This is a genomic window from Bacillus sp. LR--39 (genome assembly GCF_053613335.1).
The window spans coordinates 506656-520881 of the sequence record NZ_JBSIOT010000001.1; the positions used below are offsets into that span (position 1 = coordinate 506656).

Here is a 14226-nt window from a genome sequence, read left to right on the forward strand (position 1 = left end):
GAATTTACACAAGCGCTCCTGTAAGATAAACATAGTATGTACTTTTAGTAGCAACCCATAAATTTCTATTTTTTATACATAGGAGTGGAAACTGATGTTAAAAATCAACGAAATTCATGAACTGATAAAAAGAATCGATGAATCTTCCATCGACGAATTTGTTTACGAAATTGAAGGCGTAAGCCTCAAACTGAAAAAAAATGAAGCGCCGGCAGTGAATGTAACGGGACAAGCCCAAGCCGTTCCCGCCGCTTACGCACCTGCTCCGCAGGCTGCAAAACCGGAAGCGCGTGAAGCCGCTCCTGCTCAGGAAGCGCCGAAACAAGACGAAAACCTGCACAAAATTACGTCTCCGATGGTCGGAACGTTTTATGCTTCTTCATCGCCGGAAGCCGGCCCTTACGTAAACCAAGGTTCAAAAGTGAGCGAAAATACAGTTGTTTGTATCGTAGAAGCAATGAAACTCTTTAACGAGATTGAAGCCGAAGTAAAAGGAGAAATCGTTGAAGTGTTAGTTGAAAACGGCCAGCTGGTCGAATACGGACAACCTCTATTTCTTGTAAAAGCTGAGTAAGGAGACCTGCTATTATGATTAAAAAGCTATTGATCGCCAACCGAGGAGAAATCGCCGTCAGAATCATCCGGGCCTGCAAAGAGATGGGCATTGAAACTGTAGCCGTTTATTCTGAGGCAGATAAAGACGCCCTGCATGTCCAAATGGCCGATGAGGCTTTTTGTATCGGGCCGAAAACATCGAAAGAGAGCTATTTAAATGTAACGAACATCGTCAGCGTCGCAAAGCTGACCGGCACGGATGCGATTCATCCGGGATACGGGTTTTTAGCTGAAAACGCCGACTTTGCCGAGCTGTGCGAGGAATTAAACGTAACGTTTGTCGGCCCTACGGCTGACGCCATTTCAAAAATGGGAACAAAAGATATCGCGCGCGACACGATGCAGCTGGCGGGCGTGCCGATTGTGCCCGGTTCAAAAGGAATCATAAAAAATACGGAAGAAGCGGTTTCGCTTGCAGGTGAAATTGGGTATCCTGTCATTATAAAAGCCACTGCGGGCGGAGGCGGAAAAGGCATCCGGGTCGCACGCACAGAAGAAGAACTGATCAAAGGCATTGAGATTACCCAGCAGGAAGCCGCTACGGCATTCGGAAATCCGGGTGTGTACATCGAGAAGTACATAGAAGATTTCCGCCATGTTGAAATTCAGGTGCTTGCGGATAATTACGGAAACACGATCCATCTCGGAGAGCGTGACTGTTCTATCCAAAGACGTCTGCAAAAACTTCTTGAAGAGTCACCGTCACCTGCGCTTGATTCTGAAATCAGGGAGCAGATGGGTGAAGCAGCGGTAAAAGCAGCGAAGGCCGTCGGTTACACGGGAGCCGGCACAGTAGAATTCATTTATGACTACAGAGAACAGCGCTACTACTTCATGGAAATGAACACGCGTATTCAAGTAGAGCACCCTGTCACAGAAATGGTGACGGGAACGGATCTGATCAAAGAACAGATCAAAGTGGCATCCGGACAGGAGCTTTCGCTCAGACAGGAAGACGTTGAATTTAACGGCTGGGCGATTGAATGCCGCATCAACGCTGAAAATCCTGCGAAAAACTTCATGCCTTCACCCGGTAAAATTAACATGTACCTGCCGCCGGGCGGACTCGGTGTACGCGTGGATTCAGCCGCATATCCCGGCTACTCGATCCCGCCGTACTATGACAGTATGATTGCTAAAGTCATCACATACGGAACAACGCGTGATGAGGCAGTCGCACGGATGAAACGCGCGCTGAGCGAATTCGTGATTGAAGGTATTGAAACGACGATCCCGTTCCATTTGAAACTGCTTGAACACGAAACATTTGTCAGCGGAGAGTTTAATACAAAGTTTTTAGAAACATATGATGTAATGGGCTCATAATTTTTGCGGGAGGTGAATTGAATGGAAGACAACAGTGTGCTTAAAATGGATCATGATGAGGCTCATTTAGGCAAGGTTGAAATTGCTCCTGAGGTCATTGAAGTCATTGCCGGCATCGCCGCTTCCGAAGTTGAAGGAGTTGCTGAAATGCGCGGCAATTTCGCCACGGGCGTCGTAGAACGCTTCGGCAAAATCAATCACGGCAAAGGCGTAAAGGTCGATTTAGCCGATGACGGGATTACCATAGACGTCTATTGCGTCGTTCAATTCGGGATCTCGATCCCGAAAGTGGCGGCAAGCGTTCAGGAGAATATCCGCCAAACCTTATTAAACATGACGTCTCTGACCATTAATGAAATCAATATTCATATCGTCGGCATTCAATTTGACACGAAAGCCCAAGAAGTCGAAATCGACGAAGAAATGTAATGAGCGTATAAAAACCAAGGGGATGGGCAGCCCTTTGGTTTTTTATACGTTTCCCGTCATTTCAGGCATGAAGAAAGCCGGCTTACAAACGGCAGCCGAGTTTCTTCATGCTGTGAAATCCGAATGAAATTAATACAGTTTGTGAAAATATTCGGCATTAGGGTGAAAAAACCTAAATTTCGACATGCGATTGAGAAAAAAATATGTTATGATCTCTTTAAGCTTAACGACAAGCGGATAAAGCGGATCTGAAGGAGAAAGAAAATGAAAAGAAGAACAGCTAGAGAAAAAGCTTTGCAGGCACTTTTTCAGATTGATGTCAGCGATATTGCACCGAACGATGCCATTGAGCACGCGCTTGATGGTGAAAAAACAGATGCCTTCTTTGAACAGCTGGTGTACGGAGTGATCGAACATCAGGTTCAGCTTGATGAAATGATTTCCGGCCATCTCGTCAATTGGAAGCTTGACCGGATTGCAAACGTAGACCGCGCGATCCTGCGTCTGGCGGTGTATGAAATGGTTTATTCTGACGACATTCCTGCTAACGTGTCATTAAACGAAGCGATCGAGCTGGCAAAACGGTTCGGCGACGATAAAGCTGCAAAATTCGTAAACGGGGTTCTTTCTAACATTAAAACTGATATCGAATCATAGGAGGAAAGAAAATGACTGCAACAATCATCGACGGAAAAGAAACGGCTAAAGAAAAACGCGAACAATTGGCAAAAGAAGTAGAAGAGCTGAAAGCACAAGGCGTAGTGCCTGGCTTGGCGGTCATTTTAATCGGAGACGATCCCGCTTCTGTTTCATATGTGACAGGCAAGAAAAAAGCCGCTGAAACAATGGGAATGAAATTTAAGCTTGACCGCTTTGACTCAAGCTTAACCGAGGCGGAGCTTTTAACAGTGATTGATCAGTATAATCAAAATCCGGAATTCCACGGCATTCTCGTCCAGCTGCCGCTCCCGGATCATATTTCTGAAAAAGCCGTAATCGAGCGGATCTCCCCTGATAAGGATGTTGACGGTTTCCACCCTCTCAACGTCGGGAAAATGCTGCTTGGCGAAGATACATTTCTTCCATGCACGCCGCACGGAATTGTCGAGTTATTGAAAAAGACGAACGTAGATCTTTCCGGCAAAGAAGTTGTTGTAGTCGGACGAAGCAATATTGTCGGTAAACCGGTCGGCCAGCTGCTGCTGAACGAAAACGCGACCGTCACATATTGCCATTCCCGCACGAAAAATATGTCTGAGCATACGAAAAAAGCAGATATTCTTGTGGTAGCGGTCGGTAAAGCGAACTTCATCAAAGCCGATCAAATCAAAGAGGGCGCCATTGTCATTGATGTCGGCGTCAACCGTCTCGAAAACGGAAAACTCTGCGGAGACGTTCAGTTTGATGAAGCGAAAGAAAAAGCATCTTTCATTACGCCGGTGCCGGGCGGAGTAGGTCCGATGACCATCACAATGCTTGCGCATAATACTGTTAAATCTGCCAGACGTACGTTATCATAGATAACCGGAGACAGTCACAAAAAGTGTGACAATGAGCACGATACCCGCTTCTTAAGGCTCCTTTCAGCCAGAGCGGGTTTTCTTAGTTTAGGGCAAAAAGCCTTTATGAAAGGAGTGCAGGATGTGAGTGAAGCGGCATATGTCACGGTTTCCGCGCTGACCAAATACATTAAACGAAAATTCGATGTGGACCCTCATCTTGAAGACATTTGGATTAAGGGTGAGCTCTCCAATGTTAAAATCCATACGAGAGGCCACATTTATTTTACATTAAAAGATGAGCATGCCCGCATGCAGGCCGTCATGTTTCAGAGGCAAAGTTCGAGGCTTGCGTTTAAGCCCGAAGACGGGATGAAGGTCATCGTAAGAGGCGGCATCTCCGTCTATGAACCGAGCGGAAGCTATCAGCTGTACGCGAAAGAAATGCAGCCGGACGGTGTGGGGGCGCTCTACTTAGCATATGAAGAATTAAAGAAAAAACTTGCCGGCGAAGGGTTGTTCGATGACCGGCATAAGCAGGCCATCCCCGCTTTTCCGGCCACGATCGGGGTCGTCACGTCACCGACGGGAGCAGCCGTCAGAGACGTTATTACCACACTCAAAAGAAGATACCCCCTTGTGAAAGTCATTGTGCTTCCCGCGCTCGTTCAAGGTGAAAATGCCAGCAGATCGATTGTGAAGCGCATTGAAGAAGCCAATGCACAAAAAATGTGTGACGTCCTGATCGTCGGAAGGGGAGGGGGCTCGATCGAAGAATTGTGGGCATTTAACGAAGAAATCGTGGCCCGGGCGATTTTTGCTTCCGCCATTCCGATTATATCAGCCGTCGGACATGAAACAGATTTTACAATCAGTGATTTCGTCGCGGATATCCGGGCGGCAACGCCGACAGGAGCGGCAGAAATCGCCGTCCCCCACACGACGGACTTAATGGAACGGACAAAAACGGCGGAAGTCCGCCTGACAAGAGCGATGCAGCAGCATATCAGCAAGAAAAAAGAACGGATTCAATCGCTCCAGTCATCCTACGCGTTCCGTTTTCCGAAACGATTGTACACCCAAAAGGAACAGCAGTTTGACCTTTTGTATCAGCAGTTCCAATCACAGCTCACAGGGCTTACGGACATGAAACAAAGGCAGCTGGAGCGAAATACGTACAGATTAACGGCGCTCCACCCTGAAACCCAGCTGAAACAGGCGAAAAAACGGTACGAGGAGCGCTCAAATCAGCTCGCCCGAAGCATGAATGTCCAGCTGAAGCAGCTTCATTCGCAGTTTCAGACGGTTCTTGGTAAACTGAATGCATTAAGTCCCCTTCAGGTGATGGAGAGAGGATACAGTCTGGCCTATAAAGACAAAGAGCTGATCAAAAGCGTTGATCAAGTGGAACAAAATGATACGCTAGAAGTAAAGATGACAGACGGCGTTCTGACGTGTGAAGTATTGCAAAAGAGAGGCGAACGAAAATGACAGAAACCAAAAAAAGTGAAGAGCTGACATTTGAAGAGGCGATGAAAGGCCTTGAAGGCATTGTGGCAAAGCTTGAAGAAGGAGACGTGCCGCTGGAGCAGGCGATTAATTATTTTCAGGAAGGGATGGCCCTTTCAAAAATGTGCCATGAAAAGCTTCAGCATGTCGAAAAGCAAATGGACTTTATTTTAAAAGATAACGGAGAACTTGCACCTTTCAGCGTTCAGGAGGAAGACGAAGGTGACAAATAAACTGGACGCATTTTTAGCATCGCGCAAACAACTGATTGAACAGCAGCTTTCTTTGTATACAGAACGGCTTGCGATGCCGGAAACCCTCAAAAAATCTATGCTGTATTCTTTGGAAGCGGGCGGTAAGAGGCTGCGCCCCCTCGTCGTCTTAGCCGTTCTGAATGCTTACGGAAAAGATGAAAAGGACGGGATTCCGGTCGGATGCGCTGTCGAAATGATTCATACGTATTCTTTAATCCATGATGATCTGCCTTGCATGGACGATGATGATCTGCGCCGGGGAAAGCCCACAAACCATAAAGTCTTCGGAGAAGCGGCAGCCGTATTGGCCGGAGACGGGCTTCTGACAGAAAGCTTTAAATTGATCACATCCCACGTGTCTGAGGCGGTTTCAGCAGAAAAACGGCTCCGTCTCGTCGATGAGCTGATCAGTGCGGCGGGAACGGAAGGAATGGTCGGCGGGCAGGCTGCCGACATGGAAGCGGAACAAAAGCGGATAACGCTTGAGGAGCTGGAATCCATCCACGAGCGGAAAACGGCCAAGCTCCTCGGTTTTTCCGTGACGGCGGGCGCCATTTTGGCAGATGCGCCGGAGGATGAAGTAGAAAAGCTCCGTTTGTTCAGCAGCCATATCGGCATCGGGTTTCAAATCAGAGACGACATCCTTGATATTGAAGGTCATGAGGAGAAGATCGGCAAACCGGTCGGCTCAGACACGACGAATGAAAAGTCAACGTATCCGTCGCTTTTAACGCTTGAAGGCGCGAAAGAAAAGCTTGCGTATCATATCAGCGAGGCGAAACAGATCATCAGCGGCCTTTCCCTTCAGAAAGAATTGCTGCATGACCTCTGTGATTTAATCGCGGCGAGAGATCATTAAAAACGGTCCTGATTTGAAGGGGCTGCTGCTCCTATGGTAAAATGTAAGCAGTTTCGATGAAAATACAAAGGGAGTCTTTTTCTTTTTTCAAAAAGACACTGTTTAATTTGCAGAAATTCATGCTGAAAGTGAGTTGATCCGCTTTGGATCTTTTATCAATACAGGACCCGTCATTTCTTAAAAAGATGTCAATTGAACAGCTGGAAGAGCTGAGTGAGGAGATCCGCAATTTCCTCATCACATCGCTGTCTGCTTCTGGCGGCCATATCGGGCCGAACCTCGGGGTTGTCGAGCTGACAATTGCGCTTCACAAAGAATTTGACAGTCCGAAAGATAAATTTTTATGGGATGTCGGACATCAGTCCTATGTTCATAAACTGTTAACCGGACGCGGCAAGGAGTTTGAGACCTTGCGCCAATATAAAGGGCTTTGCGGTTTCCCGAAACGCAGCGAAAGCGAACATGACGTATGGGAAACAGGCCACAGCTCAACCTCGCTCTCAGGCGCGATGGGAATGGCTGCCGCCCGTGATATTAAAGGATCGAAAGAATATATCATCCCGATTATCGGAGACGGCGCTTTAACCGGAGGAATGGCGCTTGAAGCGCTGAACCATATCGGTGATGAGAAAAAAGACATGATCGTCATCCTGAATGATAATGAGATGAGCATTGCGCCGAACGTCGGGGCGATTCATTCTATGCTGGGACGGCTTCGCACGGCCGGCAAATATCAATGGGTAAAAGACGAGCTTGAATATTTATTTAAGCGCATCCCGGCCGTCGGCGGAAAATTGGCCGCCACAGCGGAACGGATAAAAGACAGTTTGAAATATATGCTTGTGTCAGGCATGTTTTTTGAAGAGCTGGGCTTTACGTATTTAGGCCCGGTTGACGGTCATTCTTACCACGAACTGTTTGAAAACCTGCAATACGCCAAAAAAACGAAAGGCCCTGTCCTTTTACATGTCATTACGAAAAAGGGCAAAGGCTATAAACCGGCTGAGACCGACACAATCGGCACATGGCACGGAACGGGGCCGTACAAAATCAATACGGGTGATTTCGTCAAGCCGAAAGCCGCGGCGCCTTCATGGAGCGGACTTGTCAGCGGCACCGTGCAGGAGCTGGCGCGTGAGGATGACAGAATTGTCGCCATTACACCGGCCATGCCGGTCGGCTCCAAACTGGAAGGGTTTGCGAAAGAATTCCCTGAACGCATGTTTGATGTCGGAATCGCAGAACAGCATGCGGCGACAATGGCGGCTGGAATGGCGCTCCAAGGCATGAAGCCGTTTCTTGCGATTTATTCGACCTTTTTGCAGCGGGCGTACGATCAGGTCGTCCATGACATCTGCCGTCAAAACGCGAATGTATTTATCGGCATTGACCGCGCCGGTTTGGTCGGCGCTGACGGGGAGACGCATCAAGGCGTTTTTGACATCGCCTTTTTGCGGCATATACCGAACCTCGTTTTAATGATGCCGAAGGATGAAAATGAAGGCCGCCATATGGTCAATACAGCCCTTTCCTACGAGGAAGGTCCGATTGCGATGCGCTTCCCGCGCGGAAACGGACTCGGCGTAAAGATGGATAAAGAGCTGAAAACCATTCCGATCGGAACATGGGAAGTGCTCCGTCCCGGAAAAGACGCGGTCATTTTAACATTCGGTACGACCATTGAAATGGCGCTGGAAGCGGCTGAAGAACTGCAAAAAGAAGGCCTGTCTGTGCGTGTCGTGAATGCGCGGTTCATAAAACCGATTGATCAACAAATGATGAAGGCCATTCTTAATGAAGGTCTGCCGATTTTAACGATAGAAGAAGCCGTGCTTGAAGGCGGATTCGGCAGCACGATTCTCGAATTCGCTCATGACCTCGGCATGTATCATACACCGATTGACAGAATGGGCATCCCAGACCGGTTTATTGAGCACGGCAGCGTAACCGCCCTGCTTGAAGAAATCGGTCTCACGAAGGCTGAGGTTATGAACCGGATAAAACTGCTGATGCCCCCGAAGACACATAAAGGAATTGGATCATGACAGCAAAAAAAGAACGATTAGATGTACTTCTTGTAGAAAAAGGCCTTGCGGAAACGCGGGAAAAAGCGAAACGCGCCATTATGGCGGGCATCGTATACTCAAATGAAAACCGATTGGACAAACCGGGTGAAAAAATCGCCCGGGATCTTCCGTTAACGGTAAAAGGAAACCCTCTTAAATACGTCAGCAGAGGCGGATTAAAGCTTGAAAAAGCCTTGGAAGTGTTTCCTGTCTCGGTAAAAGGCAAAACGATGATTGACATCGGCTCGTCTACAGGGGGATTCACGGATTGCGCCCTCCAAAACGGAGCCGAGCGGTCCTACGCAGTGGATGTCGGCTATAATCAGCTTGCTTGGAAGCTCAGACAGGACGAGAGGGTCGTCGTCATGGAACGGACGAATTTCCGCTATTCCGAGCCTTCCGATTTCACAGAGGGTTTGCCGGAATTTGCGACAATCGATGTTTCTTTCATCTCACTCCGCCTCATTCTGCCGGTTTTAAAAACGCTGCTTGTACCGGGGAGCGATTGTATTGCACTGGTAAAGCCGCAATTTGAAGCCGGACGGGAATCCGTCGGAAAAAAAGGCATTGTCAGAGATCCCGGCGTTCATACTGACGTTCTCCGCCGCATGAATCAATTTGCCGCTTCTGAAGGATATACAGTGAAAGGACTGTCCTTCTCACCGATTACAGGGGGAGACGGCAATATTGAGTTTCTGCTTCATTTGGAATGGGGCGGAGAAGACGGAAACGGCGCTGAACTGCCGGAAGAAGACATTCTCCGTACCGTCCGCGAAGCACATGAAACATTAAAAGCCAAAAAGACAGATGTACCGGAATAATAGGGGGCTATTATTCCTTTTTTCTGCCATCATGTACTTTTTATCAAGAAGCGGTTAACATAATGACAAGAACAGCTTGAAAACAGAGGTGCTTACATGACAAAAGGCCAAAGGCATATAAAAATCAGAGAGCTTATTACAAGCCATGAGATTGAAACGCAGGATGACTTAGTTGACATGCTGAGAGAAGAAGGATATAAGGTAACCCAGGCGACTGTCTCCAGAGACATTAAAGAGCTGCATCTCGTAAAGGTGCCGACGAACAACGGCTCCTACAAATACAGCCTGCCGGCGGATCAGCGGTTCAATCCGCTGTCAAAACTGAAGCGTTCATTAATGGATGCGTTCGTAAAAATTGACTCAGCAAGCCATATGATCGTATTAAAAACGATGCCGGGGAATGCTCAGGCAATCGGCGCTCTGATGGATAATCTCGAATGGGAAGAAATCATGGGCACGATCTGCGGAGATGACACGATCTTAATCATCTGCAGGACGCCTGAAGATACGGAAGGCGTTCAAAGCCGTCTTTTGGAGCTGCTGTAGCGTAATTATCAGATAAAAGGTGGAATGCTGTTTGTTAGCTGAACTATCAATAAAAAACTTTGCCATTATAGAGGAACTGACGATTTCGTTTGAACGGGGGCTCACCGTCCTGACGGGAGAAACAGGGGCCGGCAAGTCAATTATTATAGACGCCGTTTCCCTATTAGTCGGCGGCCGCGGCTCGTCTGAATTTGTCCGTTACGGTGAAACAAAGGCCGAGCTTGAAGGACTGTTTCTTTTGGACAGCGGTCATCCCGTTTTTGATGTATGCCGTGAGCAGGGAATAGACGCATCTGATGACATGATTGTCATGAGAAGGGACATCAATGCCGGAGGAAAAAGCGTCTGCCGTGTCAACGGAAAATTAGTGACGATTGCGGCTTTAAGGGAAATCGGCAGACTTTTATTAGATATTCACGGACAGCATGATAACCAGCTGTTAATGGAGGACGATAAACACTTGGAGCTTTTGGACAGGTTTGCGGGCGCTGAGGCCGAATCCGCGCTTCAGGCTTACCATGAAGGCTATGAGCGTTATATGAAGCTGCTCAAAAAAGTGAAGAAGCTGTCAGAAAGCGAGCAGGAAATGGCGCATCGGTTAGACCTGATTCAATTTCAGCTTGAAGAAATCGAGTCGGCGAAGCTTGAATTGAATGAAGACGAACTTCTTCAGGAAGAGCGGAAGCAGATATCCAACTTTGAAAAAATTTATGAATCATTGCAAAACGCCTATAATGCGCTCCGCAGCGAGCAGGGGGGGCTTGACTGGGTCGGAATGGCCTCTGCCCAGCTTGAAGATATTTCGGATATCAATGAACCGCTGCAAAAGCTGTCAGAAAGTGTGTCAAGTTCCTATTATCTGCTGGAGGATGCAACCTTTCAGATGCGCAATCTGTTAGATGATCTGGAATATGACCCGGAACGGCTGAATTTTATTGAAACCCGTTTAAATGAGATCAAACAGCTGAAGCGCAAATACGGAGCGACGGTAGAAGACATTTTGGAATACGGCTCCAAAATAGAAGAGGAAATCGATCAAATCGAGAACCGCGACAGCCACCTTGAAGCGCTGAAGAAGGAATTGGAGTCGGTCGGCAAAGATGTGGCCGTAGAAGCCGCCAATTTATCAAAAATCAGAAAAGCTTGGGCTAAAAAACTGGCGGAAGCGATTCATCAGGAATTAAAAAGTCTGTATATGGGCAAATCAACGTTTGATACGGAATTTCTCGTGAAAACCGATCCGTCAGCCAGTGAAGCACCGGTTGTTAACGGGCAGCCTGTGCAGCTTACCCAAAAGGGGATTGACCTTGTGAAGTTTTTAATTTCAACAAACACCGGTGAGCCTTTAAAACCGCTGTCAAAGGTCGCTTCCGGAGGCGAGCTTTCAAGGGTGATGCTGGCGATGAAGAGTATTTTTTCTTCCCAGCAGGATGTCACCTCCATCATCTTTGACGAAGTGGACACCGGTGTAAGCGGGCGGGTTGCCCAAGCCATCGCGGAAAAAATCCATAAAGTATCGACCGGTTCACAGGTGCTCTGCATTACACACCTGCCGCAGGTTGCCGCCATGGCGGATACACACCTTCTGATCGCAAAAGAATTCAAAGACGGCCGGACGACAACGCATGTCACGCCGCTTTCCAAACAGGACAAGGTAGCGGAAATCGGCCGCATGATTGCGGGCGTTGAAGTGACCGATCTGACAAAACGGCATGCACAAGAGCTTCTAAAACAGGCCGGACAGGTAAAAACGACAGGATAAGCTGCTGATACAGGCAGCTTATTTTTTTGTTCCATTTCTCTAACAGTGTATCCAATGTTTTTCTTCGTATGCCGGTTATAAATCAAGCGCAGGAAGGCAAAAGTATAGATGTAGCAGAAAAAGAAAGTGGTGTGGGATAGGAGCGAGGAGAGTGAAGGAATGAATGCACGATAACATGAGGAAAGCAATAGGTGTAATTCTCCTTGTTTCTTTACTAAGTGTAGGCTTTTTTAAGCCATTTAAAGAATATTTACTGATACCGTCAGAAATGAGCGTCTTTGAAAACCAGACACAGGCCGTTCCGGTCAATGCATCAATAAGCGCTGAAAAGGGCGAATTATCAGAAGCCTTTACGCTGAAAGAAGAGCACGGCCATGCAAACATAACAGGGCAAACACAAGGCCGGTCAGAAGTAGTATATGATCTTGCCGGGTTTCCCATTAAAAAAACAAAAGTGCGTGTCCTTCCAGAATTGAAGGTCATTCCGGGCGGACAGTCCATCGGTGTAAAACTGCATTCAGTCGGTGTTTTGGTCGTCGGTTTTCACCAGGTGATGACAAAGGATGGGAAAAAGTCTCCGGGAGAACAAGCGGGAATTGAATCTGGCGACATCATTATTAAAATGAACGGACATAAAATTGAAAAAATGAGCGACATCGCTCCGTTTATTCAAAAAGCGGGCAAAACCGGTGAATCTTTGGATTTATTGGTGAAACGCGATAAGCAAAAAATCAAAACAAAGCTGATTCCGACAAAGGACGAAGCCGAGGGGAAATATCGAATCGGCCTTTATATCCGCGATTCGGCAGCCGGCATCGGCACCATGACATTTTTTGAACCGAAAACAAAAAAATACGGCGCATTGGGCCACGTCATCTCTGATATGGATACAAAAAAACCGATTGTTGTAGAAGACGGAGAAATCGTCCGTTCAACTGTAACATCGATTGAAAAAGGAAAAGGCGGCAATCCCGGCGAAAAACTGGCAAGGTTTTCGTCAGAACGGAAAACGATCGGCGATATTAACCGCAACAGCCCGTTCGGCATTTTCGGGACACTGCATCAGCCGATTAAAAACAACATTTCCGACAAAGCGCTTCCGATTGCTTTGTCAAATGAAGTAAAAAAAGGACCGGCGCAAATGCTGACGGTTATTGAAAACGATAAAGTAGAGAAATTTGATATTGAAATCGTCAGCACCACGCCGCAAAAATTCCCAGCGACAAAGGGAATGGTGTTGAAAGTGACAGACCCGAAACTGCTGAAAAGAACCGGCGGAATCGTTCAGGGGATGAGCGGAAGCCCGATCATCCAGAACGGAAAGGTCGTCGGAGCCGTAACCCACGTATTTGTCAATGATCCGACAAGCGGCTACGGCGTTCATATCGAATGGATGCTGTCTGAAGCGGGTGTTGATGTTTACGGGAAAGATAAAGCAAGCTGACTGCCGGATGATCCGGCAGTTTTTTTATGTGATGCGTTCTTCACTTCTTTCCGGGATTCATGTAAAATAAGACATGAAGATTTTTCGACAAATTCACGTTTCCTGATTTGTCAAACTTAATTTTTAGTCGAAAAACCTAGAAAATGCTAGAAAAACAAAGATATACCACTATTATTGGTAAATATGGATTTTTTAAAAGGGGAAGTAGTGGTTTTGTCGAATGTAACATATAGCAGTCAAATGGGTTGCGTCCTGTTAATACATTGGGGGAGGAAGAAACGTGGAGAAAATTAAAGTTTGTGTTGCTGATGATAATCGAGAGCTTGTAAGCCTGTTGAGTGAATATATAGAGGGACAGGATGATATGGAAGTGATCGGCGTTGCTTATAACGGACAGGAATGTCTTTCGTTGTTTAAAGATAAGAATCCCGATGTGCTCGTTTTAGACATTATCATGCCGCATCTGGACGGACTTGCGGTTTTGGAGCGTCTGCGGGAATCAGAGCTCGAGAAGCAGCCGAACGTCATCATGCTGACGGCATTCGGTCAGGAAGACGTTACGAAAAAAGCCGTCGATTTAGGCGCGTCCTATTTCATCCTGAAGCCGTTTGATATGGAAAACCTTGTCGGCCATATCCGCCAGGTAAGCGGAAATGTCAGCAGTGTCACACACCGTGCGCCGTCCGCGCAAAGCAGCATTATCCGCAGCCAGCCGGAGCCAAAGCGGAAAAATCTCGATGCCAGCATTACAAGCATTATCCATGAGATCGGTGTGCCTGCCCATATCAAAGGCTATCTTTATTTGCGTGAAGCCATTTCCATGGTGTATAACGACATTGAACTCCTCGGCAGCATCACAAAAGTCCTTTATCCCGACATTGCCAAAAAATTCAACACGACCGCAAGCCGTGTAGAACGGGCCATCCGCCACGCCATTGAAGTCGCATGGAGCAGGGGAAATATTGATTCCATTTCTTCACTGTTCGGATATACGGTAAGCATGACAAAAGCAAAACCAACCAACTCGGAATTCATCGCGATGGTTGCTGACAAGCTGAGATTGGAGCATAAAGCTTCGTAACGCAAGCTTTTGGCT

The 14226-nt window shown here is 47.3% G+C and carries 14 protein-coding genes; all 14 read left to right on the forward strand.

Annotated features, from left to right (window positions below):
• The first annotated feature begins 94 nt into the window (after positions 1-94).
• A complete protein-coding gene (gene accB, locus ACWHAR_RS02840) occupies positions 95-574 on the forward strand; it encodes an acetyl-CoA carboxylase biotin carboxyl carrier protein (protein WP_007612510.1) in 480 nt (159 codons plus the stop codon).
• Between the two features lie 14 nt (positions 575-588).
• A complete protein-coding gene (gene accC / locus ACWHAR_RS02845) occupies positions 589-1941 on the forward strand; it encodes an acetyl-CoA carboxylase biotin carboxylase subunit (RefSeq protein WP_007612508.1) in 1353 nt (450 codons plus the stop codon).
• A gap of 21 nt (positions 1942-1962) precedes the next feature.
• A complete protein-coding gene (locus ACWHAR_RS02850) occupies positions 1963-2370 on the forward strand; it encodes an Asp23/Gls24 family envelope stress response protein (protein ID WP_003153156.1) in 408 nt (135 codons plus the stop codon).
• 264 nt (positions 2371-2634) lie between these two features.
• Positions 2635-3027, forward strand: a complete 393-nt coding sequence (gene nusB / locus ACWHAR_RS02855) for a transcription antitermination factor NusB (protein ID WP_007408349.1) — start codon at positions 2635-2637, stop codon at positions 3025-3027.
• A gap of 11 nt (positions 3028-3038) precedes the next feature.
• A complete protein-coding gene (gene folD, locus ACWHAR_RS02860) occupies positions 3039-3890 on the forward strand; it encodes a bifunctional methylenetetrahydrofolate dehydrogenase/methenyltetrahydrofolate cyclohydrolase FolD (RefSeq protein WP_032874053.1) in 852 nt (283 codons plus the stop codon).
• Between the two features lie 123 nt (positions 3891-4013).
• Entirely contained in the window at positions 4014-5360 is a 1347-nt protein-coding gene (xseA, locus tag ACWHAR_RS02865) for an exodeoxyribonuclease VII large subunit (RefSeq protein ID WP_032874055.1), read from the forward strand.
• Positions 5357-5611: an exodeoxyribonuclease VII small subunit gene (locus ACWHAR_RS02870; protein WP_007408352.1), complete on the forward strand. Its 255-nt coding sequence runs from the start codon at positions 5357-5359 to the stop codon at positions 5609-5611. Before xseA ends, ACWHAR_RS02870 begins: the two co-directional genes overlap by 4 nt.
• Positions 5601-6491, forward strand: coding sequence for a polyprenyl synthetase family protein (locus ACWHAR_RS02875; protein ID WP_032874058.1), 891 nt, complete (start codon positions 5601-5603; stop codon positions 6489-6491). The genes ACWHAR_RS02870 and ACWHAR_RS02875 overlap by 11 nt, the downstream gene beginning before the upstream one ends.
• Before the next feature lie 143 nt (positions 6492-6634).
• A complete protein-coding gene (gene dxs / locus ACWHAR_RS02880) occupies positions 6635-8536 on the forward strand; it encodes a 1-deoxy-D-xylulose-5-phosphate synthase (protein ID WP_007612504.1) in 1902 nt (633 codons plus the stop codon).
• Positions 8533-9378 carry a TlyA family RNA methyltransferase gene (locus ACWHAR_RS02885; RefSeq protein WP_007612503.1) on the forward strand — a complete coding sequence of 282 codons (846 nt, stop codon included), beginning with the start codon at positions 8533-8535 and terminating at the stop codon, positions 9376-9378. The genes dxs and ACWHAR_RS02885 overlap by 4 nt, the downstream gene beginning before the upstream one ends.
• Positions 9379-9474: 96 nt before the next feature.
• On the forward strand, positions 9475-9924 hold the full coding sequence (ahrC, locus tag ACWHAR_RS02890) for a transcriptional regulator AhrC/ArgR (protein ID WP_003153173.1): 450 nt from the start codon (positions 9475-9477) through the stop codon (positions 9922-9924).
• Between the two features lie 31 nt (positions 9925-9955).
• A complete protein-coding gene (gene recN, locus ACWHAR_RS02895; RefSeq protein ID WP_032874060.1) occupies positions 9956-11686 on the forward strand; it encodes a DNA repair protein RecN in 1731 nt (576 codons plus the stop codon).
• Between the two features lie 163 nt (positions 11687-11849).
• Positions 11850-13130 (forward strand): SpoIVB peptidase, encoded by a 1281-nt coding sequence (spoIVB, locus tag ACWHAR_RS02900; RefSeq protein ID WP_007408360.1) that lies wholly within the window; start codon positions 11850-11852, stop codon positions 13128-13130.
• A gap of 280 nt (positions 13131-13410) precedes the next feature.
• The gene (spo0A, locus tag ACWHAR_RS02905) at positions 13411-14211 is read left to right on the forward strand and encodes a sporulation transcription factor Spo0A (protein ID WP_003153177.1); all 801 of its coding nucleotides are present in this window, start codon (positions 13411-13413) and stop codon (positions 14209-14211) included.
• The last annotated feature ends 15 nt before the right edge of the window (positions 14212-14226 follow it).